The sequence below is a fragment of the Vibrio sp. D3 genome, assembly GCF_043995865.1.
Taxonomy (GTDB): domain Bacteria; phylum Pseudomonadota; class Gammaproteobacteria; order Enterobacterales; family Vibrionaceae; genus Vibrio; species Vibrio diabolicus.
Genome location: NZ_CP171887.1, coordinates 2215070 through 2241100 on the forward strand (window position 1 = coordinate 2215070; position 26031 = coordinate 2241100).

Consider the following 26031-nt stretch of genomic DNA (forward strand, 5'->3'; position numbering starts at 1 on the left):
AATTGGCGGGAGTTTTTCGTTGGGTCAAACTACACTCTGTTTTCTACTTACAACAAATCGTATTGAAAGGATAAAACACTATCGAGCACAATTTTGTCGTTATTGTTCTGATTTGTTGAAAATTAACGACACTGAATTAACACAAAAACGCTCACCCGTGGTCTGTGGGCCATCTTCAAAAACGTGCCCTAGATGGCTATCACATGCGGCACAACGAATCTCTGTACGTACCATTCCGTGACTCAGATCTTCTAAATAGCGCACCGCTTGATCATTGATGGGCGCATCAAAACTTGGCCAACCACAGCCAGAGTCATACTTGTTATCAGAGACAAAGAGAGGGGCATTGCAACAGGTACAAGCATAAACACCCGTCTCTTTATTATGCAGTAGTTTACCGCTGAAAGGCGGTTCTGTACCTTGCTCTCGGCAGACACGAAACTCTTCTTCAGAAAGTTGCTCACGCCACTGCTCATCTGACTTCGCCACTTTTTTCCCGTTTTGTTCCACGACTTTCTGCTCCTTCTTTACTGTTTTTGGTATTGACTTTTTTAGCAAAAAACTTGCTTCTCTTAACAGTTGTAGCACATACTTTCTCACCAGGACACCATGCGTAATTAATTTGATAAGAGCACTTATCTCACCAGTTATATTACGCCAACTGGACTACAGAAGAATCAGTTAAAAGTTTAAAAAACGAACATTTGCGAAGAATTGTTAAAAAAAGCGTCGCTTTTTTTTGACTTTAAACAAGTTAAGTCCGATTATCACTTGCAGATGTTTACTGGATTCTGTAATTTTACTACCAGTTATCTTTAATCAGAAATTAAGTTGTGGAGCAACTATAATGACTATCAAAGTAGGTATTAACGGTTTTGGCCGTATCGGTCGTTTCGTATTCCGTGCAGCGCAAGAGCGTGCTGACATCGAAGTTGTAGGTATCAACGACCTTATCGACGTAGATTACATGGCATACATGCTTAAGTACGACTCAACTCACGGCCGTTTCAACGGTACTGTTGAAGTTGAAGGCGGTAACCTAATCGTTAACGGTAAAACTGTACGTGTTACTGCAGAGCGCAACCCAGCGGACCTTAAGTGGGACGAAATCGGTGTTGACGTTGTTGCAGAAGCAACTGGTCTTTTCCTAACTGACGAGACTGCACGTAAGCACATCGAAGCTGGCGCGAAGAAAGTTGTTCTAACTGGTCCTTCAAAAGACGCTACTCCAATGTTCGTAATGGGCGTTAACCACGCTACTTACGCTGGTCAAGACATCGTTTCTAACGCTTCTTGTACTACTAACTGTCTAGCGCCTATCGCTAAAGTTCTTAACGACAAGTTCGGTATCGAATCTGGTCTTATGACTACAGTTCACGCTACTACAGCAACTCAAAAAACTGTAGACGGTCCTTCTGCTAAAGACTGGCGCGGTGGTCGTGGTGCTTCTCAAAACATCATCCCATCTTCAACTGGTGCTGCTAAAGCTGTAGGCGTTGTTCTTCCAGAACTAAACGGCAAACTAACTGGTATGGCTTTCCGCGTACCAACAGCTAACGTTTCTGTAGTTGACCTAACAGTTAACCTAAAAGAAGGCGCATCTTACGAAGCTATCTGTGCAGCAATGAAAGAAGCTTCTGAAGGCGAGCTAAAAGGTGTTCTAGGTTACACTGAAGATGCAGTAGTATCTCAAGACTTCATCGGTGAAGTTCAAACTTCTGTATTCGATGCTAAAGCTGGTATCGCTCTAACTGATAACTTCGTTAAAGTTGTATCTTGGTACGACAACGAAATCGGTTACTCAAACAAAGTTCTAGACCTAATCGCTCACATCTCTAAGTAATTAGATAGTTAGCAATTAGCGAATAACTTCGTTAAAGAAAAGGCGGCTCTAGAGTCGCCTTTTTTGTATCTGGAATTTGAGAGAATACCTCGGCGCTGTTGCATTGTATTTGCGACGGATGTCGAAACCCTACTTTCCCCAATGATAGGAAACAGCACATGGATTTAAAAACTCTCCCAGCTCTAACCGTGTTATCTGATAACGTTACTGTCGTTGAAATTGATCAGGTCAAAGTAGTACGTGTTATTCATGAGAAAGCGACAGCAGGCATCTCCTTACATGGTGGTCACGTTGTTTCGTTCACTCCTGCTGGTCATGAAGATTTGATTTGGATGAGCGAGAAGGCAATTTTCGACGGGAAAAAAGCTCTGCGAGGCGGCATTCCCGTTTGCTGGCCATGGTTTGGGCGTATTGCAGCACCGGCTCATGGTTTCGCACGTACTGCTGAATGGGAGCTGGTTGAACATCGCGAGAACGATAACGGCGTGATTGTTGAACTTGCTCTGTTCCCGACAGAAGAAATCCACGATATTTGGCCACATATGTTTGACGCTCGTTTGGTGGTTGAAGTTGGCGATGAGCTAAAAGTGACACTCAAAGTCATGAACATCGATGACGAAGCTTGGACCTTCTCTGGCGCGTTACATACTTACCTAAACGTTGGAGACATTAAGCAAGCACAAACGACAGGCATGGGTGCCGAGTACATTGATAGCTTGAAAGCTGATTCGGTATGCCAAGGTGGTGATGTTCTGCAACTCACTGACACCATTGATCGCGTTTACACGCAACCAGAAGCGAAAATTTTGGTAAAAGATCCGGAACTGAATCGTACATTAAGCGTGGAAAACCATGGTCATAACTCCGCGGTACTTTGGAACCCTTGGGCAGAAGGTGCACAAGGTATGGCAGATATGGCTGACGATGGTTACCAAACCATGCTGTGTGTTGAATCTACTGTTCACGCTCCAAGTATCGAGCGAGGTAAAACGCTCCAGCCAGGTGAGACTCATGAACTTGTCACTGTAATTTCAGTGCAGTAGTTATAACCAGCTCAAAGGTCGGGAATACCCGACCTTTTTTGTAATAAAAGCCCCACTTAGATGGTCCTCTCTCAACTAACTTATTGGTTATCAGTCACTTTTGACTATTTCATTAATAAATATCAAAAAATTCGATCATATAAACCGATAGCATGCCGATACAAAACTCATAAATAATAAAAATATCAGGAACTGATCTATGTTAGAGAGATACCGAAATCAAAGTGTCGGATTCCAGTTAAAGCTGGTTATCACTTTGTGTCTATTCATTGCTTTCAGCAGTATTGCTGCGCTTGTTTACCGTAACGCTTCCGATGTTCTATTGGAAAGCACCCTTAAAGAGCACCAATCTAAAGTAGAGTCGATGGCTAAAACCATTGCTGGCCAATTCGATGCTTATCTGCATACCGCTAAAGTGCTCGAGTCCACTTTTCGTAATGGCTACCTTGCCGGTGTTTATGTCGAAAACTATACGGTTGATTTCATGGGGCATGAAATACCAAACATCACTCAATACAGTGAAAGCTTAATTAACGACACAAAGCTGGTCGATAGCTTCACACGTGATACCGGTGCTATCGCGACTTTATTCGCGCCTTTGGGAGATGACTTTATCCGTGTATCTACCTCACTAAAAGATCCTCAAGGTCAACGAGCAGTGGGAACCACACTAGGTCTCGACCACCCAGGTTATCAGCAACTAAAAGCTGGTCAGCCATATTACGCTCAAATAAAGTTGTACGGCGAACGCTACATTACCTATTACTCTCCAATTAAAGATGCAACAGGAAAAGTTGCAGGGTTATCGTTTATTGGTTTACCCGTAGATCAAGCAACACAAACGCTATTCGATGCGCTAGAAGAGATTAAATGGGGCGATACTGGCTATACCATCATTGTCGACAACGACGACAACAATCTTGGTAAGTACCTACTCCATCCGACCAAAAGTGCAACCGACCCTTCAATCACAGAAGTTCGTGACTACGAGGGTAATAAGCCTTTCCATAAAATTTTTGAACAAAAGAGCGGATTAATTCTATACCCTTACCAATTCGGCTCAACAGTCGGCGAAAAGTACTTAGTGTTTACCGAAGTACCAGGCTGGAACTGGAAACTACTGGGTGGTACGTTTATCAAAGAAGTGACCAAAGGCAGTGATACACTACTTAAACTTATCGCCATCATTTCTTCGGTAGCAGCAATCATTACTTTTGTTGTACTGACACTTTTCTTGAATCGCAGCTTAAAACCTCTGACCGTTCTAAACTCATATATGACTCGCTTGGCGGGCGGCGAGGTCAGCTTGAACGTCCCATCGTCTCGTAAGGCATCAAAAAATGAAATTACGAACCTGAATACGGGTGTCGCCAGTATGGCAAGTCAACTCAATGAACTTGTTGGTAAGATCCGTTCCACAAGCGACTTAGTAGAGAGCAACTCCAACAGCGTTGCCAATGATGCCCATAGCAATTTAACCCAAGCTGACCGCCAACAAGAAGAAGTAGAACAAGTGGTAACAGCAATCGAAGAGATGGCCTCTTCTGCTCAATCGGTTGCCCAACAAGTCGAAAGTATTGCGGAAAACGTACGCTCAGCGAATACCGATAGTCAATCTGGTCTCGCGATTGTGGAAGGCGTATGTATCGATGTTGCTCAACTTAACGATCAGTTGGATCAATCAGCAGCGGCTATCGAGCAAGTCAATCGCGATAGTGAGAGTATTCAAACCGTCACTAAGATGATTGATGAGATTGCAGAGCAAACCAACCTACTTGCGTTGAATGCAGCCATTGAAGCCGCACGAGCAGGTGAGCAAGGTCGTGGCTTCGCAGTTGTAGCAGATGAAGTGCGTACACTTGCGCACCGTACACAAAGCTCAGTTCAGGATGTAGTTGAAATTATTGAGAAGCTAAAAGGCTCTACTCATAATGCAGTTAATATGATGACTGACAGCCAACGCAGTGCCAATCAGGTCTTAGACAAAGCACAAGACGCGGGTACAGCATTAGAAGCTATTGCAGTACAAGTCCAGTCGATAGCGTCTCAAGCCGACGCCATTGCTGCGACCTCAGAAGAGCAAGCGCAAGTATCCCAAGAAATTGCTGCAAATGCCCATTCTATCAGTGAGCTAAACCGAGAAAGCCGCGACACCAGCGCGAAAACCTCGCAAAGTGCCATTGAACTGCAACAACAAGCTCGGAACTTGAAAGAGCAAGTCGACTTCTTCCACTAATACTGAATATGAGCCGATTCCATCGGCTCTTTTTGTTTCACTTGAGACCACGCTTTTTGATAGAATTTGCCGCCCTACTTTCTGTTCGAGATCGTCATGAACTATCAATGCCCTTTATGCCACCAAGCTCTAGCGTTAAATGAAAAAACGTTTAAGTGCGAAAACAATCATCAGTTTGACTTAGCAAAAGAAGGCTACGTTAACTTGATGCCAGCGCACCACAAACGTTCTAAAGATCCTGGTGACAATAAAGAGATGATGCAAGCTCGTCGTCGATTCCTTGAGGGGAATTACTACAACCCAATGCGCCAAGAGGTTGCGCAGCTGTGTGCGAAATACACAGAGGGAACCGATCATCAATTATTAGATATTGGTTGCGGCGAGGGTTACTACACGGATCAAGTGCAGAAAACGATACAAACGCAAACGGACGATGCGACGATATATGGATTGGACATTTCAAAAGTTGCGATTCGTTATGCGGCGAAGCGCTACACACAGTGTCACTTTAGCGTCGCTTCTAGCCATCGGCTTCCTTTCGCGAATGAATCCTTAGATGCTATTTTGCGCATTTATGCCCCTTGCAAGGCAGAAGAGCTTCAGCGCGTTGTAAAAGAGAACGGTGTGGTCATCACGGTGACACCTGCAAGCCGTCACTTATACCAACTACGTGAACGCATTTATCAAGATGTTCGTCTTCACAGTGAAGAGCCAGAACACATTGAAGGATATGAATTAGAGCATCAACAACATCTTAACTATGTTATGAATTTGAAGAACGGGGCCGCATTCGATTTATTGCAAATGACGCCATTCGCATGGAAAGCAACCGATGCACTTCGTGAAGAGTTGAAGTCCGCTACACTCTATCAGTGTGAGGCTGATTTTATGCTGCGCGTATATCGCAAAAAGTCCACTCAGTAATAATAGTGGCAGCCAATAAACGTAAATAGTTATCATTTATATTGATTCATTGCTCAGCCTCCATTAATATCATCCGGACATTTTTGGAGGCTTTTCAATGCGCTTTTCTATTTTAAGCTTGCTCTTTGCTGGCTTACTTACTGGTTGTTCTTCTGTTCCATCAACCAACTCTCACCCTACCTCTGCGGAAGTCACTACTTTTTACGACTACCAACTTTACACCCCTTCTGGCGAGCACATCGCTCTAAGCGAACTACCAAAAGAGCTGCGACAAGCAGATGTTATTCTTATTGGTGAATGGCACACACATGCCGGCGTTCATCGCTTTCAAACCGATATGCTCAAACAACTTTCATCTTATGACCGCCCACTCGCGTTATCAATGGAACAATTTACCCGCGACAAACAACCTGTTGTTGACGCTTACCTGCGTGGGGAAATCGGTGAACAGTACTTGATGAAACAAGCCAATGCTTGGCCCAATTATGAGAGCGACTATCGCCCTCTCGTTGAGTTTGCTAAGCAGAAAAATCTCCCGGTGATTGCAGCGAATGCACCAAAGGGCATTGTCCGATGTATTGGTCGTCAGGGGATAGACTACGTTAACAAGCTCGATGATGAGCAGCGAGCGTTTATTGCAGAATCCATCAACACGGCCAGTAGTCCATACAAAGAGAAGTTTATGGTATCCATGCATCATGGGAAACCAGAACAAACCGAGAAACAGTTTGCAGCTCAAGTAACTTGGGATGAAACCATGGCAGAGTCTATCGTTAACTACCTAACCGCCACACCAGGAGCTCAGGTTGTTCATGTCGCGGGCAAGTTTCATACCGAGCAAGGATTAGGTACGGCTGCATCCATCTTAAGCCGCAATCCAAGCTTAAAAGTGGTTGTAATTAGCCCAACAGATAATGTGCTTGCTGATAATACTGATTATCAGTTAGAGGTTCTTGCACCACCAGTACGGTATGTACAAGATGCTCACCGCATGGCGGCATATCAACACCTCACTAAGCGCAATAGCGACCTTCAATGTAAGTAGCTGGTCTTCAATTTAAGTTACTGCCTTTTAGTTGCGCGTAGCATCACACTGCTCCGAGTTCATAGAATGACAACGGTCTGCTTCCTGCTGGTCTATTTTTTGCTAATGATCACGAATATAAACCAGAAGCGGCAAAAGCAGACCTGTTTTTATCCCAATAGCTTCAGAAATAGACTTTGCCGCCGATAGTAATATAACTGCTTTTTACCCGCACTCAGTGACCGAGTGTCGATGTTCCAAGGAGTATTCGATGAATCCAGTAGGAAGCACTTCTGTTAATAGCTATGCCAAACAATCTGTCGCCTCTAAGCAAACAAGTATTGCACAAGAGGAAGGCAACGCTTCACCGCTAAAAGTCGAACACAATAAGGTGACACTGTCTACGGAGGGCAAAGCGCTCCTTGCCGCTCTGCAGCAAATCGAGCACGACAGTAAGAAAGTAGAAGCAGAAGATAAATCTGTTGGTGAAAAAGTGGAGTCCTTTACACATGGCGCACTTGGCATGGATCACCCTAACAAAATCGAGGAAGAAGAAGACGGCTCATACTCTGCGGGTCAATACCTTTCTGCAGCCCTCACTGTCGGTGGCATCATATTAGCGTTGGTCTAATAATCGTTACGACAATAAATCCTATTTGAATAAATCACTAACTGCAGCCCATAATTTGATACGTCAAAGAACGATATGTCGTAAACGTAGGTTATATACTCCTCAATTCGACCGCTCTTATGACCTTAGAACGCATACTCGTTTATTGCTCCCTAAACTAGGTTTCTTGTGAAGGCACTGAATGGATAACTTTAGTCCATGCTTTCAACTCCTAAGCGTAATCCAAGCCCACGTTTGTGGGCTTTCTTCTTTCTAAATTCACAAACGTTAGAGGTTGACTCACTTTTTCTACAAACCCAAGCAAAGACGACAATTTAGTTAAACTTTTATTACCGACACAAAATCGTCATAAATCATTGTTTTAATGCCAGCGCTTTCAATAAACAAGGAAAATATAATGAAGCGCTTAGTATCTCCAATCGTTACCGCAGTGGCAGCATCAACCCTCTCTTTTAATGCACTCTCGGCCGAAATCAAAAACGTTATTCTGATGATCGGCGATGGCATGGGGCCTCAACAAGTTGGTCTACTAGAGACCTACGCCAAACACGCACCTAACTCGATTTACAAAGGCGAAACTACCGCTTTGTATAAACTCGCTCAAGAAGGTGTGATTGGATCATCGCTGACCAATCCAGAAGACGCGATTGTCGTCGACTCTGCGTGCTCCGCAACGATGCTAGCAACAGGAATACCTACCGCTTCTGAAGTCATTGGCATTGATAGCCAAGGCAACCACGTTGAAACCATTTTGGAAAAAGCCAAAAGCAAAGGTAAGGCTACGGGTCTCGTCTCTGATACACGTATGACTCATGCAACGCCAGCCGCATTTGCCGCTCATCAACCACACCGTTCTCTAGAAAACAGTATTGCGGCGGACATGCTAGAAACTGGCGTTGACGTGATGATGTCTGGCGGACTTCGTCATTGGATTCCAAAGTCGACAAACGACAAGGGAGAGACATACGAGCAACTTGAAAAGCTCACTGAAGGTAATGTCTACCTAAAGTCGAAACGTAAAGATGAGCGCAACTTGCTAACTGAGGCGCAAGACCAAGGTTACAACCTGGCTTTCAGCCGCGATATGCTCACACAAGCTAAAGGTGACAAATTACTTGGACTTTTTGCTTACTCGGGCATGAACGATGGTATTGCCTACAGTCAAAGCAAAAACGATCCAAAACGTACGCAGCCATCACTGGAAGAAATGACCACCAAAGCAATCGACATTCTTTCAAAAGACAAAGACGGCTTTTTCTTGATGGTTGAAGGCGGTCAAATTGACTGGGCTGGCCACAGTAACGATGCGGGTACGATGCTGCATGAAATGATCAAGTTCGACGAAGCGGTAGACTCGGTTTATGAGTGGGCAAAAGGCCGTGATGACACACTGATCATTGTTACCGCTGACCACGAGACCGGTTCTTTCGGCTTTAGTTACTCATCAGCAAACTTGCCTAAACCGCAAAAACGCGATGGCGAAGCATTCAAAAATCAAGATTACGCGCCAAACTTCAACTTTGGTCAGTTCGAAATCCTTGATGGTTTATACAACCAAAAGAAAAGTTACTACGGCATGATCAGCGAGTTCCAAGCGCTTGATAAGAAAGAGCAAACCCCAACGAAGTTTGCAGAAGTCGTGAACGCAAATAGCGATTTTTCGATTACGCCTGAGCAAGCAGAACGCGTATTAGCAAGTAAACCAAATCCATACCGACTCGCAGGACACAAATACTTAAGCGAAGAGAACGTTCCTACAATCAATGACTTTGATGCGTTCTTTCCTTACAACGACCGTGGCAACTTGCTAGCGCGTGAACATGCAACAAAGCAAAACACAGTATGGGGAACGGGTACTCATACGCATACCCCAGTCAACGTATTTGCTTGGGGACCTGTAGAAACGATCCTTCCGGTGTCAAAAATCATGCACCACTCTCAGTTAGGCGAGTACTTAAAGCAACAAATCAAATAATCGGCTTGCACTTACTTCACTACTCGTGATGTTCAAACGCTCTCGTAAGGGAGCGTTTTTTTATGCATGAAAATAGTTGACGTTTTAAACAATAAACCTCAATAATTATAGGTCTTTGATTATATGAATGAAGAAAATGTGCGAAATATTTGCTAAGCAGCCCCAAGACAACTATCAGTTCATCACCCGCTCTATCCGTATTGATGGTCACGCCACAAGTGTAAAACTTGAAGCGAGCTTTTGGACGATTCTTGAGGAAATTGCTAACGCTCAAAACATGACTGTTCCTAAGTTTATTAGTACGGTCTATCAAGAAGCGCTCGAATACAATGGTGAAGTAAACAACTTTGCCTCCCTACTCCGCTGCGCCTGTCTCACTTACGCTCGCCAGCCTAAAGAGACGATTCGTCAAGCACTGACACAACTAAACACTTAATAACAACCAACCACTGACCAACCTACCAATAACCCTCATAGGCTATGCAACAGAGTTGTAAGCCATTGAGCATGTTCTAATTTGTCGTACTAGAGTACTACCCAGACTCCTTTTGAACTCGCTAACCTATGCGGACTATCAAGGAGTACCCATGACAAAAATGATTCACACCATGATCCGAGTCAGCGATCTGCACCGTTCTCTACAATTTTACCGCGACGTACTTGAGCTAGAAATCAAAGACCAATACATCTTTGATGGTTTTTCTCTGACCTATCTAGCTAACGAAGAAACTGGCTTTGAATTAGAGCTAACACACAATCACGATCAAACGGAGCCTTACACTCACGGCTCAGGCTACGGTCACCTTGCTGTCAGCGTAGAGGACATCGAACAAACTCACAAACGCATTAAATCTCTCGGTATTGAAGCGGGTGACATCAAAGCCTTTGATCACCAACAAAAGCATTTGGCAACGTTCTTTTTTGTGACTGATCCTGATGGTTACAAAATTGAGTTCTTACAACGCCAAGGGCGTTACCTATAACAAAAAGAGTAAACATCATGATTCACTTGACTGCTACCTTTCACGCACAACCGGGAAAAGAACAGGAACTGAAAGCAGTGCTCACCCGAGCACTTGAACCCACTCGCAATGAGGAAGGTTGTGTTCGTTATCAGTTATTCCAAGATAAAGACAATACGTGCCACTTCGTTTTTCAAGAGCAATTTAAAGACCAACAAGCGTTCGATCTTCATGGTAAAACAGAACACTTTTCTCTTTTGATTAGCCAAATCGACAACTTGTTAGAATGCGAACCGAAATTGGCGTTCTTTAACGAACTGTAAAAACACCGCTTAATGCAAATAAAAAGGCACTCTTTACTAGAGTGCCTTTTCGTACTTTTGTGGCTGTGATTACGCGTCTTGCTTCTCTACCATGTGCAAATGCACATCTTGTTGTGGGAAAGGAATCGAAATGCCTTCTCGGTCAAAGCGCAGTTTCACTTCTTTTGTCACATCCCAATACACGTCCCAATAATCATCAGTTTTTACCCAAGGACGAACAATAAAGTCTACAGATGATGTGTTTAACGTATGCACTTTGATCATCGGCTCTGGTGTACGAAGTACTGCAGGGTGAGAAGTAATGATATCAGACAGCACTGACTCGGCTTTCAGCAAGTCATCCGCATAGCCAATGCCAAACACCATATCCACACGGCGAATGCGCTCGTGTGTGACGTTCTTAATGACATCTCCCCAAATTTTACTGTTAGGTACAATAATAATTTGGTTATCAAACGTACGGATTGTGGTGTTCACCAAACTCATATGGCTTACCTTACCATCCACACCACCAGCATACACAAAGTCACCAACATCAAATGGGCGATAAATAAGCAACATCATACCCGCCGCGAAGTTGGACAAGGTGTCTTGTAAGGCGAAGCCGATAATCACACCAGCAATACCAAAACCGGTTAGGATCGGTGCTAGGTTCAATCCGAGCTGAGATAGGCCCACCATGATACCAATCACCCACACGAATTTGCCGGACATTGAGATAAAGAAGTCCTGCATCAAGTGTGAGAGTTTTAAGTTTTTCGATGAAACCGCCTTGCTGACCACTTTGCGCGTTAACTTCGCAAGCCCACGAGCTATCAATAAAATCAACGCAAATACAAACAACTGGAAAATGTGCTGTGGCGCATTTTCGGCAAACCAGTCTAGTGCCGAGTTGGACCAATGGCTCAGTATTGACCACACTACTTTAGTATTCAGTAAATCGTGGGTGATATTCCCTGTCACTTCGAAAATTTGGCGTTTATATTCGGACGTTTCTAAACCGACTTTATCGCCAATCGAAATTAAGTTGCGTAGGCTTTCCGTCGCAATATTCAGTCTTTGCTTAGTAATAAGCTGACTTAGCTGCAGTGACGCTTTTTCCGATTCAGGGCTTGACGAAAGTTGAGAGCCGATGATCTCACTTTGCTGACTCAAGTACTCAATTGAGGCAGACAGCAAACGCATGCGTTTATCAACTTTATCCTTTAGTTCCGCTTCTGCGCGCTCATTTTGAGCCCCTAACTCTTTCAGCCAAGCAAGGTTTTGCCAACTTGAATCGAAGCTGACATCGAGGTAATGCTGTAACTCTCGGTAATCATTTACAAGAGCAAGTTTCTCTTCATCCTTGGCTTTATTTAAATCTTCAACGACTTTCTTTATTTTTTCCGACAGATAGTTCGTGGCGTCCTCGGAGTATTTTTCCTGCTTTTTAACCAAGGAGATCAATTTGTCACGAGGGATAGTTTCACGTTCAATCGCTGATGCTAACTGACTTCTTAACTCTTCATTTTTTTGGAACAGCTGCAGTTGAAGCGCGTCGCGCTCATCACCACTCGCTTGCGAGAGGCCTTGGGATAAATCCACAATTTCTCGATTCAAGTTATCAATAGAAGTTTCGGCAGCAGAGGGCTCTGGCGTATCCTGAATATCTTTTGCATTGATGACCATCGGGGCCATCATACCGAGGATGAGCGCGAATAATGCCACCCAAGATGTCAGGCGTATTTTCTGGGGGAAATGAAACGTCATGTTTACCTCTTAGGGAACAGTTCTGATCAAAACGACCAAGAATAGAAGTGTAAAGCCTTGAAATTATATACCTAAGTTTACAACACTAAATAATAAACTGAGCAGCATTTCGTTAGTTGGGCGTCAAAGTTGAGAAACCCAATAACAAACAAGCCTTTCATTATTAGATGAAAGGCTTGTGTACATTTAACTACGGGCGATTGGGGTGATTCAGAATGTGGTCTTCCCAATCCACCACATCAATCTCGTATACCACTTTATTGCGGACACTTTCGCCCGCCGCGTGCATCGCAGATTTCGAGCCCGTAATCAACGGATGCCATTCTGGTAAAGGCTGCTTTTCAGCCAACAGGCGGTAAGCGCACGTATGCGGCAGCCAAGTAAAATCGTCAATGTCTTCGCGCGTCAGCTTGGTGCACTCTTCACCCGAAGTAAAACGATTTGGGTAATCCTTACAAGAGCACGTTTTGCTATTTAGCCAGCTACAGGCCACATTGGTGTAATAGATTTCGTCGGTATCTTCGTCCATTAGCTTATGCAGGCAACATTTACCACAACCATCACAGAGAGATTCCCATTCCTCTTCTGTCATCTGTTCTAACGATTTACTTTGCCAAAATGGAGTGCTCATACTTCAGGTCTCACCAAGGGAATTTAGGGGGCGATTTATACCCCTCTCGACGCAAAAGTTCAAGTTTTGAGAAGATCTCGAATCATTCACACATAACAGTAGAGATATTCAACTACTTTCGCTTTACTGTTCTATCCTTAAACGAGTTTCTATTACTCAATTGATCAAGAAGGCATTAAGGAGTTTTCATGGGTATTATTTCTTGGATTATTTTGGGCTTAATCGCCGGTGCACTCGCAAAATGGCTCATGCCAGGAAAAGATGGGGGTGGCTGGATTGCAACAATGCTACTCGGTATTGCCGGTGCCTTTGTCGGCGGCTTTCTTGGCGGTATTCTGGGTTTCGGCGGGGCAACTGGCGTAAATATCGGTAGCATCATCACCGCAACGCTAGGCGCATTTATTCTGCTGTTTGTTTACAACCGCTTCTTGAGATGATCACAACGGTTTAAAAGCCAAAAGGAGCACTCTATTGAGTGCTCCTTTTTATTTTTTCTTAGGCGACTCTTCCAATCCACGTCAAAATGACCATAATTGCCCCTCAATTTTTAAGAGGTTTACATTATGGATTGTCGATTAGGATGCGGAGCTTGCTGTATTGCGCCAAGTATCTCTTCACCGATACCTGGAATGCCCAAGGGCAAACCAGCAGGTGTTCGTTGCGTACAACTCAACGATGATAATTTGTGTAAGCTGTTTGGTAAGCCTGAGCGCCCCAACGTTTGTCACGATTTTAAACCGTGTCCGGTTGTGTGTGGCAAAACCAACCAAGAAGCGCTCGACAACATCACTGAGCTAGAGCAACTTACTTAATCTATTCAGAGCCCCCGTTTAGTCGTTACCAAGCTCTCGTAAGTACAAGTAGATGGTATCGCGCGAGATGCCAAGATGGTTTGCAACCATTAAAACAGCATCTTTGTATTTAAAAATGCCTAAGCCGTGCAGTCGCGTCACCAGTTCACGGTTACGTTTAGAAGGCGCAATGGCTTCATTTTCCCACACTTCTGTTTGTACGGTTTCTATCGTGCTGATGATGGTTTCATCGATATTACGCGCAAACGTTTCTGGTGAGCGAGCACCACCAACACAACACTCGGTGTGTTGCTGAGGCAGCATTGCCTTTAAAAATGCCTGCATCGGTGCATCCATATCCACGTTGATACACAGCAAACCAATCGGTTTGTTTTTTGGATTTCTGACAATTGTCGTAATGGAGTGCAAGGTCTTTCCGTTCGACGTTTTCGTCAGGTACGAATCAGAAACGTCCTTGCCCTCTCTTAACTTCATTCTCGCTAAGTTGGTAATTGGGGCACCTTCACTGCGTTCCGTCACGTGCCCATTTGCGATTTTGATGATTTCCGGCGCTTCGGCATCTAAGCTGTGGAGAACCACTTCAGTGTGTTCACCATACATACGTGCAATGCCATCCACGACGTTTTTCATAGAGTTCAAAATATCGAGATCACTCTTGGTGAGTTTCTTTAGTAGCAATGTTACTTCCCTTAGCAAAAACTGGAGGTTAGGCCGACATAATATCGATAATAGATTTATCAGTATACGGCATACCGAAACGAACCATTGAGCCAACATTTCTTATCGTTTGCTCAACTTCTTCGCCTACTATACCTTGATTCTTAACACTGTGGTTACCCATCGCCATCAAATATGAGCGCACCGCCGTTGTCGATGAAGTACACACTTTCATCGCACAAGAGGACTTCGCACCATCGCACACCATACCTGAACTGTCGCTGATGACGTTTTGAATGGCGTAGCATGATTGCTCGAATGTACCACCAGCTAAATACACCAGCGCCATAGATGCCGCCGCACTGGTAACAGTGTTGCCACAAAATGCGGATAACGGTGGGTAATAAGATTTGATGTAAATAGCCCCTAAATGACTCATGATCAACGCGCGAGCCAGCTGTTCTTCGTCGTTTTGAAATGCTTCTGCGGCAACTACAACTGGCATTGTAGCGGCAATACCTTGGTTCCCACTGCCGAAATTGCTCATGGCTGGCAACGTCGCCCCTCCCATGCGAGCATCAGACGCCGCGGATGTCATCATCTGTATGCGACTCATTAAGTCATTACCCAATAAGCCTTGCTCGATGTTACCTTTTAGCGTGCGTCCAATTTCTAGGCCGTAACCTCGGTCGATACCCTCTTGAGCCAGCAAGGTATTAAGCTCTGCAGCTTGGAGAATGAATTTGATCTCTTCAAAAGGCGCTTGAGTGGCAAACTCATAGATTTGTTTGATCGAAATATCTACACCTTCACAAACGGAAGCGGTCGCAACGCGTTGCTGTGATGGGGCATCAAAAATCACGTCGTCATTACGCATGATCTGAAGAATGTTGGTGTGACCGCCACTGATCGTGACCGAAACAACATCGTCACCAGAGGTGAGCGTTACGTTGCAATAAATGAATTCTTGCGTATCCATACGCGCTATGGTTACTCGCTCTTCATCTATCAATTGTTGCGCAGCAGCGACATCCTGCTCATTAATCCGAGCCAACACTTCCAGTTCTGCTGTTGGGTCACCGGCTAATGCACCAACTGAGGCGGCAATTTTGAGGCCTATCTTGCCCGTTCCGGGTACGAAAACACCCATCGAGTTTTTAAATAGGTTGTCTGAAACACGCACCTCTATCGCATCAATATCGGATGTGCCTAACTCTTTTCTAGCAACTGCTGCCGCGTACGCAGCAGCAATGGGTTCTGTACATCCTAATGCAGGTTTCACAACTTGCTTAATGATTTGGATATATTGTGTCCATTGCTGGTTCATGCTCTGTTCTCCGTATTACTTTTTATGAGCAATCGCTTCGACTTCAATTAACACGCCAAGAGGCAAATCTTTCACTGCGAAGCAACTGCGTGCCGGACAATCTTGTTGGAAAAACTCTGCGTAGACCTTGTTAAACTTGGCAAAGTCATTAATATTCGATAGGTAACACGTTGTTTTTAAAACAGTATCGATACTGCCACCACCAGCCTCTAAAACGTGCTTCAAGTTAGTAAGAGATTGATGACTTTGTGCACTGATGCCGCCTTCAACTACTTTTCCCGTTGCCTTATCAACGGGTAATTGGCCAGAAGTAAAAATCAAATCGCCATAGCTAGTGCCATGTGAATAAGGTCCGATAGCAGCAGGCGCGTGTTCAGATGAAATCAATTTTTTCATTTTTAAATCCTCACATAAATTTTATTTTTTATTAAGAAGTTTCTAATTCAACTTCCGTATTAGCGTTATTTTTTCAATTAAATATGAATCAAACAACTAGATCAGATCACAAAACTCGTTAAAAACTCCAATTTATTTGAACTTCATCGCCAAGATCTCAAATTTATCTGAATTTTCCACAAAAAAATTGGTGATATACATTTTCTCAATTAAATTTGAGAAAAATTCATACTAACAAGAGAAACAATAAAATGAGCGTGACAGCACCTACACAAACCTTACCTATCGGTAAAGAGCCACCGCACGTAAAAGCAGGCATGGCCCTAGACGAGTGGAAAGCCGCCATCAAGTTTGATAGCACAGACTGGGGATGGGTGATCATGAGTATCGGCATGGCAATCGGTGCCGGTATTGTCTTTTTACCAGTAAAAGTAGGCGTACTGGGCCTTTGGGTATTCTTGGCCTCTGCCGTGATCGGCTACCCAGCGATGTACTTGTTCCAACGCCTTTTCATCAACACTCTCTCAAGTTCACCAAAGTGCCAAGATTACGCTGGCGTCATTTCCGGTTACCTTGATAACAAATGGGGGGCGTTATTAGGTGTGCTCTACTTCATCATGTTGGTGATTTGGGTCTTTGTTTACTCAACAGCTATCAACAATGACTCGGCATCTTTCCTACATAGTTTTGGCATCACGGAAGGTTTATTGTCTGAAAACCCGCTATATGGTCTGGCTTTAGTGTGTGCGCTGGTCGCTATTGCATCTCGTGGTGAAAAGATTTTGTTTAAGGTCAGTACTGGTCTTGTACTGATTAAACTTTGTACCGTTGCATTACTTGGCGTCATGATGATCGAAAAATGGGATGTAGCGAATGTCGGTGCAATTCCAGAAACAGGCGCTGGTTTGAAAGATGCAATTGAGCTACTGCCGTTTACTCTAACGTCTATTCTCTTTATTCAAAGCTTGAGCCCAATGGTGATCTCATACCGATCAAAAGAAAAATCGATTGAGGTTGCTCGCTTTAAAGCCATGCGCGCAATGAAAATTGCTTTCGGTATCTTGTTTGTGACCGTCTTCTTCTACGCGATTTCCTTTACGCTTGCGATGTCACATGAACAAGCGGTTAAAGCAGCAGAAGAGAACATCTCTGCTCTTGCGATGGTTGCGCAAGGTATGGACGGCACGACGCTAAAACTAATGAGTTTGATGCTGAATATTTTCTCAGTAATGACTGCGTTTTTTGGCGTGTACTTAGGTTTCCGCGATTCTTGCCAAGGTCTAGCGATGCTGGCTCTAAAAAAGGTCATGCCTGAAGATAAGATCAATAAAGACTTAGTCACCAAGGGAATCATTCTCTTTGCGATTCTCATAGCGTGGGGTGCAATTGTATTGAATCTACCAGTTCTGAGCTTCACATCAGTATGTAGCCCTATCTTTGGTTTGATTGGCTGTTTGATTCCAGCTTACCTTGTCTACCAAGTGCCTTCTTTACACAAATACAAAGGCGCGTCGCTTTACTTGATTATTGCGACTGGTATTTTGTTGTGCGTATCACCTTTCGTCGCATTTAGCTAAAACCTACTTTGCCTTGGCTGTTACTCAGGTAGTGATGGCCAAGGCAAACTTAAAATTCAACCTCTCCTCTCCTTGCTTTTCTCTCATCCTTGAGAACTCTTGCCACATACCGTCCTATTTGCAGTCTTTACGAGACCTCCCTCACACTTAATTGACAATTCTCGACTATGTTCAGCGGGTCATTTAAGTAGAAATTGGGAAATAACATGAACAAGTATTTAGCAGAGGCTTTTGGTACGTTCTGACTAGTATTAGGCGGTTGCGGTAGCGCAGTGTTGGCTGCAGGTTTCCCAGACGTGGGTATTGGTCTGCTGGGCGTTGCTCTGGCCTTTGGTTTAACCGTTTTAACCATGGCATTTGCAATCGGTCATATTTCAGGTTGTCACTTGAACCCGGCAGTGACGGTTGGTCTTTGGGCTGGCGGTCGTTTTGAGACAAAAGACGTTGCGCCTTACATCATCGCACAAGTGCTCGGCGGGCTGATCGCTGGTGGCATTCTTTATGTCATCGCGACAGGACAAGCTGGATTCGATGTTGTGGGTTCTGGCTTTGCCGCCAATGGTTATGGTGAACACTCGCCGGGTCAGTACTCCATGCTTGCTGCGCTAGTTTCTGAAGTTGTAATGACGATGATGTTCCTTATCGTAATCATGGGGGCGACAGACAAACGTGCACCTCAAGGTTTTGCACCTATCGCGATTGGTTTGTGTCTGACTCTTATTCACCTGATCAGCATTCCTGTGACAAATACCTCAGTAAACCCGGCTCGTAGTACAGCAGTCGCAATGTATGTGGGTGACTGGGCAGTTTCTCAATTATGGCTGTTCTGGGTTGCGCCTATTTTGGGTGGTGTACTTGGTGCAGTCATCTACAAAAACCTTCTTGGTAAAGAATCGAAGGATTAATCGTTCCCAACTCACAAGATCAAAAAAGCCGCTGAATTCAGCGGCTTTTTATTAAATTCTGTGTCGACCTAACAGCGAGTGTGACAACGTCGTGCCATCAACAAGCTCAAGTTCTCCACCGACAGGCACACCATGCGCGATGCGGCTGGCATCAACTTGGTGTTCTTTACATAGCTCTGCGATGTAATGTGCAGTGGCTTCGCCTTCAACCGTCGGGTTTGTTGCCAAAATCACTTCGGCTATATCACCGCGACGTAAGCGGTAATCCAGCACATCCAGCCCAATATCACTTGGACCAATACCGTCTAGTGGTGACAAATGTCCCATAAGAACAAAGTATCGACCAGAATACTGGCCCGTTGCTTCGACTGCAGCAATGTCTGCCGGGCTTTCTACCACACAAATTTGACCATTTTCTTGGCGTTTTGGGTTAGTACAAATATGACAGACTTCTTCTTCGGTGAAGGTTCGACACTCAGTACAATGACCGATTTCTGTCATTGCCTGGCTAAGCGCATCTGCAAGTTGCAAACCGCCTTTTCTATCGCGCTGTAACAAATGAAAGGCCATACGCTGCGCCGACTTGGGGCCAACCCCAGGTAGACAACGTAAGGCCTCCATCAATTGCTCCAGCATATGACTGGTACGCATTAAAAGTCCGCTTAATTAAATATCAGCAGATTAGAATGGCATTTTCATACCTGGTGGTAGTTGCATACCGCCAGTTACAGAAGCCATTTTCTCTTTTTGAGTTTCTTCAACACGACGGGCCGCATCGTTGAACGCCGCAGCGATCAAATCTTCAAGCATTTCTTTGTCGTCTTCCATCAAACTTTCATCGATGTCAACACGACGTACGCTGTGACTACCAGTGATAGTAACTTTAACTAGGCCAGCACCAGACTCGCCAGTTACTTCCATATTCGCGATTTCTTCTTGAAGCTTTTGCATGCGATCTTGCATTTGCTGGGCTTGCTTCATTAGGTTGCCCATACCGCCTTTACCAAACATGTTTATCTCTCTGGTTTAATGAGGTGTTGCATCAATTAATGGGGTTATACCTTTGGGTTTTCAACCCCATTCCATTCGATTATTAGATAGGGCGCACACTATCTTTATCAAGCTCTGCAGCAAAACGACGTTCAATAAATTGAACATTTGGATCGTTTTCTAAACTATTCAGAGCTTGCTGTAATTTCTCTTGATAGAGCCTATCTCTAAGTTCAAGTGGTGTTTCTCCACTCTCCCCTATTTCGATGCTCATGTGGCACTCTTCACCTAACACGGTATTAAGTGCTTTAAGCAATTCGGCTTGAGCTCTATCAGTATTCAAATGAGCTTGGCTGCTTCTCAATAGTAACGAAACGGTTGTTCCTTCCTTACTATAATGAGAGTTTAGCGCAAGTTGCTCTACCAGCTTAGGGATCTCCATTAAGCTGATTAGCTTCGCCCATTCATTATGTTCTAACGATTCATCGATGAGCTTTTGTGCCATTTCAGGCGTTTTCTCATGCTCAAGTGCCTGCTTGAGCTGCGTAGGTGTCAGTTTTGTATTCACTTTTGTCTCAACAGGCTTGCTTGGACGCCAGCGATACGCTTCCTCAACTTGTGGCTCCGTCGACTTCGGAGCTGAGTTTGGCGACACCTGCGCGGAATTGCCATGCAATTGCGCTACTCGGTCGATAACCGATTCTGGTTGTGCAGATGCCGCTTTAGGCTTTTTTGAGCCACCATTTTGAGGAGTGTTCTGTTGTAGGCCTTGACGCTGAGAGCGTAATTGGTGACGTAAACCGCTTAGACCACCGCGCGCCGATGTTGAAACGCTCTCTTGCACTTGTTGAGGTGGCGTTTCATGCTGCGGCGCTGGGTTTTCGCTCATCGGCGGCGCCATATCATACTGTGGCGGAACCGTCTCATATCCACTCGCGTGATACTCAGGTTGCGAATTGGATGAAGGTTGAGGCGCCACTTGTGGTGTGCTTTGTGCTGGATTCGGCTGCTGAGCTTGAGGAGCAGCGATTGTCTGAGCTGGCGCAGTCTTTGGCTGACTGGCACTTTGAACTGGTGCTGAAGCTGGTTCGCAGTTACTGGAAACAACATTTGCCCCACTGTTATTTGATGGGCGGAACGCCATCATACGCAGCACAATCATTTCCAGACCGACTCGCCCATTTGGCGAGAGAGTCAAATCTTCACGACCTTTCAATGCAATTTGGTAGTAAAGCTGAACGTCTTGCGGACTTAGTGTTTTACTCAACAACTCGATTTTTTCTGCATCTGGCTGCGCTCGGTCTAGCGACGCTGGCAGCGCTTGATACATCGCAATTCGATGAAGCTGTGTTGCGACTTGCTGCAACAAACCATCCCACTCAACACCATTTGCTGCTAATTGCTGGATTTTATCCATGGCTTGTTGAGGTTGCTTGCTGCTGATTGATTCCAGTAAGTGAATCGCTTGGTCGGTATCAATCGTCCCCAACATGTGGCTGACAATATCAGTTTGCACCGCACCGTTACCTAAAGCAATTGCTTGATCGGTCAAGCTGAGAGCATCACGCATACTGCCATCTGCAGCATGTGAAATCATACCCAGTGCTTTTGGTTCTGCCGATACTTGCTCTTGACCCAAAATGTAGTCAAGTTGCTGATGAATATCATCAACGCTGATCGGTTTGAGATGGAACTGTAGACAACGCGACAATATAGTAACTGGCAGCTTTTGTGGATCGGTTGTCGCGAGTAAGAACTTCACATACTCTGGCGGCTCTTCCAGGGTTTTCAACAACGCATTGAAAGAGTGACGCGATAGCATGTGTACCTCATCGATGAGGTACACTTTAAACCGTCCACGAGCAGGTTTGTATTGAACGTTGTCTAACAGTTCGCGAGTGTCTTCAACTTTAGTACGTGATGCCGCGTCGATTTCAAGAAGATCGACAAAGCGACCTTCATCAATTTCACGACAAGTATCGCACTTACCACAAGGTGTCGCGGTAATACCGGTTTCGCAGTTCAAGCCTTTGGCAAACAACCTACCGATACTCGTTTTACCCACACCACGAGTCCCGCTGAACAGATAAGCATGGTGTAAACGGTTTTGCGCCAGTGCGTTTTCCAACGCCGTCAGGACATGTTTTTGTCCGACAACTTGGTCAAACTGATTAGGACGCCACTTTCGCGCTAAAGCTAAATAACTCATTGAATGTATTAATGTCCTTCAAAATCGCAAATGCTGTATACGTTTAGACCTAGTGCTTCTAAACGTTTATCACCACCGATTTCTGGTAGGTTGATAACGAACGCAGCGTGCTCAACTTCACCGCCCAGTTGGCGAATCAGCTTAGTCGTCGCTTCAATAGTACCGCCCGTTGCCAATAAATCGTCGACAACCAGTACTTTGTCGCCTTCAACGATGGCATCTGTATGGATTTCTAGTGTATCAACGCCGTATTCAAGCTCATAAGATTGAGCAACAGTAGGACGTGGTAGCTTGCCTGGTTTACGCACTGGTACAAAACCAACACCTAGCTCAAGCGCTAAAGGCGCACCAAATAAAAAGCCACGAGCTTCCGTACCCACAACCTTGGTAAAGCCCATATCTTTGTAACGTTCAACAAGAAGGTTGATCGTCGCTTGGTATGCTTTTGCGTCTTCAAGAAGGCTCGTCACATCACGAAATAGAATGCCTGGCTTTGGGTAGTCTTGGATGCTTTTGATGCTAGATTTGATCAGTGAAATTGTTTCTGTAGTCATAATACCGATTTACTTAGATTGGCTCATCGCCCTCTCTAATCGCAGTATCACGAGGGCAACGAACAATAGGTTTTCACCACTATGTGCTTATTTTCGTAACAGTCACAGGCGCTGAAAATACAAACGCCCACTCGAAGAGCGGGCACACTATTCTCTACAATCTTAGTGATTTTCTTCTCTGTCAGCAACCAACTCAATCACAGGCAGACGCATAAACCAGCCGAGTAAAACGATTAGCATCACTAAAAGACCAATTTTCACCCAAACAAGGGGAACAACAACGATTGAAACCATGAAACTAAGTGCAATAAAAATGGCGCCACGCTGTTTTACTTTTGAAGTAACAGCCCGGTGCTTATGCCAATTATCGAGAATCGGTCCAAACGTTTTGTGGTTATGTAGCCAATGATGAAATGCGGGGCTACCACGCATAAAACATGCACTAGCAAGTAGAATGAAAGGAGTGGTGGGTAAAAGCGGAAGGGCTATGCCGGCAATGCCGAGCACAATACAGAGTCCACCAACGGTATTGAAAAAGTAACGCTTAATACGAATGGTGAACTCCGGTACAAAATAGCTAGATTAAAAGCCTGCGTAACCATTCATTACACGAAGCCAGGTTAGCGTTGCAGGTAGTGTTGGAATTAAAAGTACTGCAATGAAACCTAAAAAGTAAAAAATATTATAAGGCTCTTTAAAATCTTTGTCTGCCATGATGTATCTTCTCACTAGTTGACTTTGCTTCTCCCAAGGCACAGCGTTAAATTATCGTTGCACAAATGGGTCATTATTGTTTTAGGCGTTGACTATACCTTAAACAGCCAAATCTAAACACCAGCAAAAAGTAAGGTTATTGTTCAAGCATTTGTTGTTTTTTGTGGTTCTAAAAAGACAATAAGCAGCGCCAAGACGCTGCTTATTGTGTTATGAAGTCAGAATTATACCAGTCTTGATTTCCGGGCAATATTTAAGCTAAAACTTGAAGAGCCTAAACAACCGATGGATAACTGACCAGCAACACCTAGCGGTAAATCTCGGGTTATGAAGTTTTTCATACTTCCTGCCCCTAAACAGTTACCTGCCGCGATATGTTGATTAGTATTTCCGTCAGACCAATGGCTATCTAAACCCGCAGGCAGGATAGAAACGGAGGATGAAGCCAGATCAGCGACACCAAATACAGCATTAACCGCACCAGCGCACTCTGAACACTCGATTCCTTTTTCAATGATCCCTACCATATCCTTCAGATCAGCACTGAAACTCTTCAAATTACGCAGGTAATCGTCAAACAAAGCCCTAACAAGCAATGTCGTCGCGACACCATCATTACTCTGGGAAGCAGAGTCAACGAGATAGAACGCAAATTGCCCATTCATTAACCAACGATAATCGAACACCAGTGGCATAACGTCCGTCGATTGTAATAAACGGTATGAGCAGCGCCAATCACCTTGAGAAGCATCTTTCTCTGGCAATAGAGCATGCAGTAAATCTCTTGCAGCACTCGGGTTCTGCTGCAAATACTCTAGATGCCAGTGAAGCTCTTGCTCATCTGGGATTTCGCCACCGTCATCGACTCGGAACCACTGACTCGAAAAGTCTCGCTGTTCTGAGAAATGGCTATCGGTATCTTCGAGCGTATTGTCTATCGCCTGAGATAGGTGCTCATAATTACCTATCGGTTTAGGAAGAAAGTCTTTAATACCAAATCGCAACGCTTTCGCGACATCGGACATTTCATCCGTGCCGGACACCACGATAAGCGGCAAGTATGGATATTCAAGACTGACTTCTTCGACGAATTCAATGCCATCTAATACCGGCATCGATAAATCACACAAGATAAGATCGGGTTGGCATTCCCTGAGTTGTTGAAGCGCCTCTAGGCCGTTTTCAGCTTCTACTACTTTAAAACCCTGACTTTCTAAATAAGCATTGGTTACTTTACGAAATATTGGATCATCATCCACCAACATAATTAGTTTTTGATTAACCACTTCCTGTGCCGAGACCATTGCCGTTTGACTGTGAGTCTTAAACATACCTTTACACCTCACAAAGCTAAGTCAAAAAACAGATTTATTATTAAGTCATTATTTTTGTTGTGTTTACATCCGGCGAAACGTTGCGCAGCAAGACTTGAGGCCGTTCCGCCTTGTTATAAAACGTAGCTTGAAAACGGCGTTTATACAAATATTACGGGGTATAACAGTATTTACTCAAACAGGGTTGCTGTGTTCAAATGATGCAACATGTTGACTTAAAGCAAGCTTTGATCACAAAGTTAATTATAAATTAGCCGTAATCGGTAATTTAATGTGTCTGGAAATATGAAATTAGATGACTTAAACCTGTTTCGACTGGTTGTCGAAAATGGGAGCTACACCGCAACTTCGCGAAAAACCATGATCCCGGTTGCGACCATCACCCGACGCATTCAAGCGCTAGAAGACTCTGTCAATCTTCGACTATTGAACCGTCACGCTCGCAAACTCTCGCTTACAGAAGCCGGGGAACGTTTTTACCATGAGTGCTCCCCTTTGCTACAAAGGCTAACCACGGCAGCAGAGGAAATCACTGACGACTGCCGAGGAGCATCAGGCAAGATTAAGATATCGGCGCCTTATAACTTAACTAAGCGCATGATGATGCCGATGTTCAACAGCTTTATGAAGCAGTATCCGGACATCAATATCGAACTAACAACAGAAAATAATGCAGACAAGCTTGACCCGACTGAATGGGATGTCATTTTTCGAGTGGGGCCCCAACGTGATTCTAGCCTGATCGCACGCAAGATTGGCGAAGTGAAGGATATTCTTGTCGCAAGTCCTGACTACCTTGCCTCGAATCCGGCACCAAACCACGCAGAAGAGCTCTCTAACCATTCATTGCTAAAAGGCTACCCTCTTATCAAGTGGACCTTAATTAATAGCAAAGGCGAGTCTGTCGTAAACGTTGATCGTGGTCGCTTTCAGGCGAATGCACTAAATGTAGTACGCAGTGCTTGTTCCGAAGGTTTAGGCATCACGCTAATGCCAGATGTCATGATCAAAGAATACATCGAAAGCGGCGATTTGGTACGCATACTGCCAGATTGGAGTGCAAACCCGCGCGACATTTATATGCTTTACAACCACAAAGATCACCTGCCAGAGAAAGTTCGTCTCTTTATCGACTTTGTGATCGCTTATAACATCCACTAATTCGATAGCGAATACAAAAAACCAGAGCCGGAGCTCTGGTTTTTTTACGCCTCA

At 44.5% G+C, this 26031-nt stretch carries 27 protein-coding genes and 1 pseudogene; 15 read left to right on the plus strand and 13 right to left on the minus strand.

The window, feature by feature from the left end:
- Positions 1 to 99: 99 nt before the first annotated feature.
- Entirely contained in the window at positions 100 to 510 is a 411-nt protein-coding gene (gene msrB, locus ACHFJ9_RS18190) for a peptide-methionine (R)-S-oxide reductase MsrB (RefSeq protein ID WP_047010128.1), read from the minus strand.
- Positions 511 to 847: 337 nt separating this feature from the next.
- Between msrB and gap the strand changes: the two genes are divergently transcribed.
- The 10 genes from gap to ACHFJ9_RS18240 all read left to right on the plus strand — a co-directional run bounded on the left by gap (position 848) and on the right by ACHFJ9_RS18240 (position 10961).
- Complete coding sequence (gene gap / locus ACHFJ9_RS18195; protein WP_012841556.1) at positions 848 to 1843, plus strand: type I glyceraldehyde-3-phosphate dehydrogenase; 996 nt, start codon at positions 848 to 850, stop codon at positions 1841 to 1843.
- Positions 1844 to 2001: 158 nt separating this feature from the next.
- Positions 2002 to 2886 (plus strand): D-hexose-6-phosphate mutarotase, encoded by an 885-nt coding sequence (locus ACHFJ9_RS18200; protein ID WP_395355816.1) that lies wholly within the window; start codon positions 2002 to 2004, stop codon positions 2884 to 2886.
- A gap of 199 nt (positions 2887 to 3085) precedes the next feature.
- Positions 3086 to 5122, plus strand: a complete 2037-nt coding sequence (locus tag ACHFJ9_RS18205) for a methyl-accepting chemotaxis protein (protein ID WP_124008378.1) — start codon at positions 3086 to 3088, stop codon at positions 5120 to 5122.
- Positions 5123 to 5218: 96 nt separating this feature from the next.
- On the plus strand, positions 5219 to 6046 hold the full coding sequence (rlmA, locus tag ACHFJ9_RS18210; RefSeq protein WP_074191650.1) for a 23S rRNA (guanine(745)-N(1))-methyltransferase: 828 nt from the start codon (positions 5219 to 5221) through the stop codon (positions 6044 to 6046).
- Positions 6047 to 6143: 97 nt separating this feature from the next.
- A complete protein-coding gene (locus ACHFJ9_RS18215; protein WP_258616062.1) occupies positions 6144 to 7091 on the plus strand; it encodes a ChaN family lipoprotein in 948 nt (315 codons plus the stop codon).
- Positions 7092 to 7341: 250 nt separating this feature from the next.
- Positions 7342 to 7701, plus strand: coding sequence for a hypothetical protein (locus ACHFJ9_RS18220; RefSeq protein ID WP_258616064.1), 360 nt, complete (start codon positions 7342 to 7344; stop codon positions 7699 to 7701).
- Positions 7702 to 8098: 397 nt separating this feature from the next.
- Positions 8099 to 9676, plus strand: a complete 1578-nt coding sequence (locus ACHFJ9_RS18225; RefSeq protein ID WP_395355819.1) for an alkaline phosphatase — start codon at positions 8099 to 8101, stop codon at positions 9674 to 9676.
- A gap of 136 nt (positions 9677 to 9812) precedes the next feature.
- Positions 9813 to 10112: a ribbon-helix-helix domain-containing protein gene (locus tag ACHFJ9_RS18230; RefSeq protein WP_031780613.1), complete on the plus strand. Its 300-nt coding sequence runs from the start codon at positions 9813 to 9815 to the stop codon at positions 10110 to 10112.
- Positions 10113 to 10263: 151 nt separating this feature from the next.
- A complete protein-coding gene (locus tag ACHFJ9_RS18235; protein ID WP_395355821.1) occupies positions 10264 to 10659 on the plus strand; it encodes a VOC family protein in 396 nt (131 codons plus the stop codon).
- A gap of 17 nt (positions 10660 to 10676) precedes the next feature.
- Positions 10677 to 10961 carry a putative quinol monooxygenase gene (locus ACHFJ9_RS18240; RefSeq protein WP_395355823.1) on the plus strand — a complete coding sequence of 95 codons (285 nt, stop codon included), beginning with the start codon at positions 10677 to 10679 and terminating at the stop codon, positions 10959 to 10961.
- Between the two features lie 69 nt (positions 10962 to 11030).
- Here the strand turns inward: ACHFJ9_RS18240 and ACHFJ9_RS18245 are convergent, their stop codons facing one another.
- Positions 11031 to 12629, minus strand: coding sequence for a mechanosensitive ion channel family protein (locus ACHFJ9_RS18245; protein ID WP_005397241.1), 1599 nt, complete (start codon positions 12627 to 12629; stop codon positions 11031 to 11033).
- A 271-nt stretch (positions 12630 to 12900) separates the two neighbouring features.
- Positions 12901 to 13341 (minus strand): YcgN family cysteine cluster protein, encoded by a 441-nt coding sequence (locus ACHFJ9_RS18250; RefSeq protein ID WP_005384948.1) that lies wholly within the window; start codon positions 13339 to 13341, stop codon positions 12901 to 12903.
- Between the two features lie 188 nt (positions 13342 to 13529).
- Here ACHFJ9_RS18250 and ACHFJ9_RS18255 point away from each other — a divergent pair, with 188 nt between their 5' ends.
- Both ACHFJ9_RS18255 and ACHFJ9_RS18260 read left to right on the plus strand, forming a co-directional pair.
- Positions 13530 to 13778 carry a GlsB/YeaQ/YmgE family stress response membrane protein gene (locus tag ACHFJ9_RS18255; protein WP_005397239.1) on the plus strand — a complete coding sequence of 83 codons (249 nt, stop codon included), beginning with the start codon at positions 13530 to 13532 and terminating at the stop codon, positions 13776 to 13778.
- 126 nt (positions 13779 to 13904) lie between these two features.
- Positions 13905 to 14153 (plus strand): YkgJ family cysteine cluster protein, encoded by a 249-nt coding sequence (locus ACHFJ9_RS18260; protein WP_025574470.1) that lies wholly within the window; start codon positions 13905 to 13907, stop codon positions 14151 to 14153.
- An 18-nt stretch (positions 14154 to 14171) separates the two neighbouring features.
- Here ACHFJ9_RS18260 and ACHFJ9_RS18265 read toward each other — a convergent pair whose 3' ends face one another.
- Genes ACHFJ9_RS18265 through ACHFJ9_RS18275 form a run of 3 tightly spaced genes read right to left on the minus strand, consistent with a single transcriptional unit; the run spans position 14172 to position 16533 of the window.
- On the minus strand, positions 14172 to 14831 hold the full coding sequence (locus tag ACHFJ9_RS18265; RefSeq protein ID WP_005397228.1) for a transcriptional regulator: 660 nt from the start codon (positions 14829 to 14831) through the stop codon (positions 14172 to 14174).
- A gap of 28 nt (positions 14832 to 14859) precedes the next feature.
- Positions 14860 to 16137 (minus strand): serine dehydratase subunit alpha family protein, encoded by a 1278-nt coding sequence (locus tag ACHFJ9_RS18270; protein ID WP_104974930.1) that lies wholly within the window; start codon positions 16135 to 16137, stop codon positions 14860 to 14862.
- Between the two features lie 15 nt (positions 16138 to 16152).
- Positions 16153 to 16533, minus strand: coding sequence for a RidA family protein (locus tag ACHFJ9_RS18275; protein ID WP_104974929.1), 381 nt, complete (start codon positions 16531 to 16533; stop codon positions 16153 to 16155).
- A gap of 317 nt (positions 16534 to 16850) precedes the next feature.
- Here ACHFJ9_RS18275 and ACHFJ9_RS18280 point away from each other — a divergent pair, with 317 nt between their 5' ends.
- On the plus strand, positions 16851 to 18110 hold the full coding sequence (locus ACHFJ9_RS18280; protein WP_395357464.1) for a hypothetical protein: 1260 nt from the start codon (positions 16851 to 16853) through the stop codon (positions 18108 to 18110).
- Positions 18111 to 18316: 206 nt separating this feature from the next.
- Positions 18317 to 19015: pseudogene (gene aqpZ, locus ACHFJ9_RS18285) on the plus strand (aquaporin Z).
- Positions 19016 to 19066: 51 nt separating this feature from the next.
- Here the strand turns inward: aqpZ and recR are convergent.
- The 7 genes from recR to ACHFJ9_RS18320 all read right to left on the minus strand — a co-directional run bounded on the left by recR (position 19067) and on the right by ACHFJ9_RS18320 (position 24813).
- A complete protein-coding gene (recR, locus tag ACHFJ9_RS18290; RefSeq protein WP_031780610.1) occupies positions 19067 to 19666 on the minus strand; it encodes a recombination mediator RecR in 600 nt (199 codons plus the stop codon).
- 30 nt (positions 19667 to 19696) lie between these two features.
- A complete protein-coding gene (locus ACHFJ9_RS18295; protein WP_005380618.1) occupies positions 19697 to 20026 on the minus strand; it encodes a YbaB/EbfC family nucleoid-associated protein in 330 nt (109 codons plus the stop codon).
- An 82-nt stretch (positions 20027 to 20108) separates the two neighbouring features.
- Positions 20109 to 22214, minus strand: coding sequence for a DNA polymerase III subunit gamma/tau (gene dnaX, locus ACHFJ9_RS18300; protein WP_395355828.1), 2106 nt, complete (start codon positions 22212 to 22214; stop codon positions 20109 to 20111).
- 8 nt (positions 22215 to 22222) lie between these two features.
- A complete protein-coding gene (gene apt, locus ACHFJ9_RS18305; RefSeq protein ID WP_005380615.1) occupies positions 22223 to 22768 on the minus strand; it encodes an adenine phosphoribosyltransferase in 546 nt (181 codons plus the stop codon).
- Between the two features lie 162 nt (positions 22769 to 22930).
- Positions 22931 to 23278: a YbaN family protein gene (locus ACHFJ9_RS18310; protein ID WP_043884580.1), complete on the minus strand. Its 348-nt coding sequence runs from the start codon at positions 23276 to 23278 to the stop codon at positions 22931 to 22933.
- 72 nt (positions 23279 to 23350) lie between these two features.
- Positions 23351 to 23482 carry a hypothetical protein gene (locus ACHFJ9_RS18315; protein WP_005380608.1) on the minus strand — a complete coding sequence of 44 codons (132 nt, stop codon included), beginning with the start codon at positions 23480 to 23482 and terminating at the stop codon, positions 23351 to 23353.
- Positions 23483 to 23706: 224 nt separating this feature from the next.
- Positions 23707 to 24813 (minus strand): response regulator, encoded by a 1107-nt coding sequence (locus ACHFJ9_RS18320; RefSeq protein ID WP_005397213.1) that lies wholly within the window; start codon positions 24811 to 24813, stop codon positions 23707 to 23709.
- A 288-nt stretch (positions 24814 to 25101) separates the two neighbouring features.
- Between ACHFJ9_RS18320 and ACHFJ9_RS18325 the strand changes: the two genes are divergently transcribed.
- Positions 25102 to 25977: a LysR family transcriptional regulator gene (locus ACHFJ9_RS18325; RefSeq protein WP_005397211.1), complete on the plus strand. Its 876-nt coding sequence runs from the start codon at positions 25102 to 25104 to the stop codon at positions 25975 to 25977.
- The last annotated feature ends 54 nt before the right edge of the window (positions 25978 to 26031 follow it).

Coding starts and splice junctions, on each gene's coding strand:
- gap (WP_012841556.1), top strand. CDS start 848: ATGACTATCAAAGTAGGTATTAACGGTTTTGGCCGTATCGGTCGTTTC.
- ACHFJ9_RS18200 (WP_395355816.1), top strand. CDS start 2,002: ATGGATTTAAAAACTCTCCCAGCTCTAACCGTGTTATCTGATAACGTT.
- ACHFJ9_RS18205 (WP_124008378.1), top strand. CDS start 3,086: ATGTTAGAGAGATACCGAAATCAAAGTGTCGGATTCCAGTTAAAGCTG.
- rlmA (WP_074191650.1), top strand. CDS start 5,219: ATGAACTATCAATGCCCTTTATGCCACCAAGCTCTAGCGTTAAATGAA.
- ACHFJ9_RS18215 (WP_258616062.1), top strand. CDS start 6,144: ATGCGCTTTTCTATTTTAAGCTTGCTCTTTGCTGGCTTACTTACTGGT.
- ACHFJ9_RS18220 (WP_258616064.1), top strand. CDS start 7,342: ATGAATCCAGTAGGAAGCACTTCTGTTAATAGCTATGCCAAACAATCT.
- ACHFJ9_RS18225 (WP_395355819.1), top strand. CDS start 8,099: ATGAAGCGCTTAGTATCTCCAATCGTTACCGCAGTGGCAGCATCAACC.
- ACHFJ9_RS18230 (WP_031780613.1), top strand. CDS start 9,813: ATGTGCGAAATATTTGCTAAGCAGCCCCAAGACAACTATCAGTTCATC.
- ACHFJ9_RS18235 (WP_395355821.1), top strand. CDS start 10,264: ATGACAAAAATGATTCACACCATGATCCGAGTCAGCGATCTGCACCGT.
- ACHFJ9_RS18240 (WP_395355823.1), top strand. CDS start 10,677: ATGATTCACTTGACTGCTACCTTTCACGCACAACCGGGAAAAGAACAG.
- ACHFJ9_RS18245 (WP_005397241.1), bottom strand. CDS start 12,629: ATGGTCATCAATGCAAAAGATATTCAGGATACGCCAGAGCCCTCTGCT.
- ACHFJ9_RS18250 (WP_005384948.1), bottom strand. CDS start 13,341: ATGAGCACTCCATTTTGGCAAAGTAAATCGTTAGAACAGATGACAGAA.
- ACHFJ9_RS18255 (WP_005397239.1), top strand. CDS start 13,530: ATGGGTATTATTTCTTGGATTATTTTGGGCTTAATCGCCGGTGCACTC.
- ACHFJ9_RS18260 (WP_025574470.1), top strand. CDS start 13,905: ATGGATTGTCGATTAGGATGCGGAGCTTGCTGTATTGCGCCAAGTATC.
- ACHFJ9_RS18270 (WP_104974930.1), bottom strand. CDS start 16,137: ATGAACCAGCAATGGACACAATATATCCAAATCATTAAGCAAGTTGTG.
- ACHFJ9_RS18275 (WP_104974929.1), bottom strand. CDS start 16,533: ATGAAAAAATTGATTTCATCTGAACACGCGCCTGCTGCTATCGGACCT.
- ACHFJ9_RS18280 (WP_395357464.1), top strand. CDS start 16,851: ATGGCCCTAGACGAGTGGAAAGCCGCCATCAAGTTTGATAGCACAGAC.
- recR (WP_031780610.1), bottom strand. CDS start 19,666: ATGCGTACCAGTCATATGCTGGAGCAATTGATGGAGGCCTTACGTTGT.
- ACHFJ9_RS18295 (WP_005380618.1), bottom strand. CDS start 20,026: ATGTTTGGTAAAGGCGGTATGGGCAACCTAATGAAGCAAGCCCAGCAA.
- dnaX (WP_395355828.1), bottom strand. CDS start 22,214: ATGAGTTATTTAGCTTTAGCGCGAAAGTGGCGTCCTAATCAGTTTGAC.
- apt (WP_005380615.1), bottom strand. CDS start 22,768: ATGACTACAGAAACAATTTCACTGATCAAATCTAGCATCAAAAGCATC.
- ACHFJ9_RS18315 (WP_005380608.1), bottom strand. CDS start 23,482: ATGGCAGACAAAGATTTTAAAGAGCCTTATAATATTTTTTACTTTTTA.
- ACHFJ9_RS18320 (WP_005397213.1), bottom strand. CDS start 24,813: ATGTTTAAGACTCACAGTCAAACGGCAATGGTCTCGGCACAGGAAGTG.
- ACHFJ9_RS18325 (WP_005397211.1), top strand. CDS start 25,102: ATGAAATTAGATGACTTAAACCTGTTTCGACTGGTTGTCGAAAATGGG.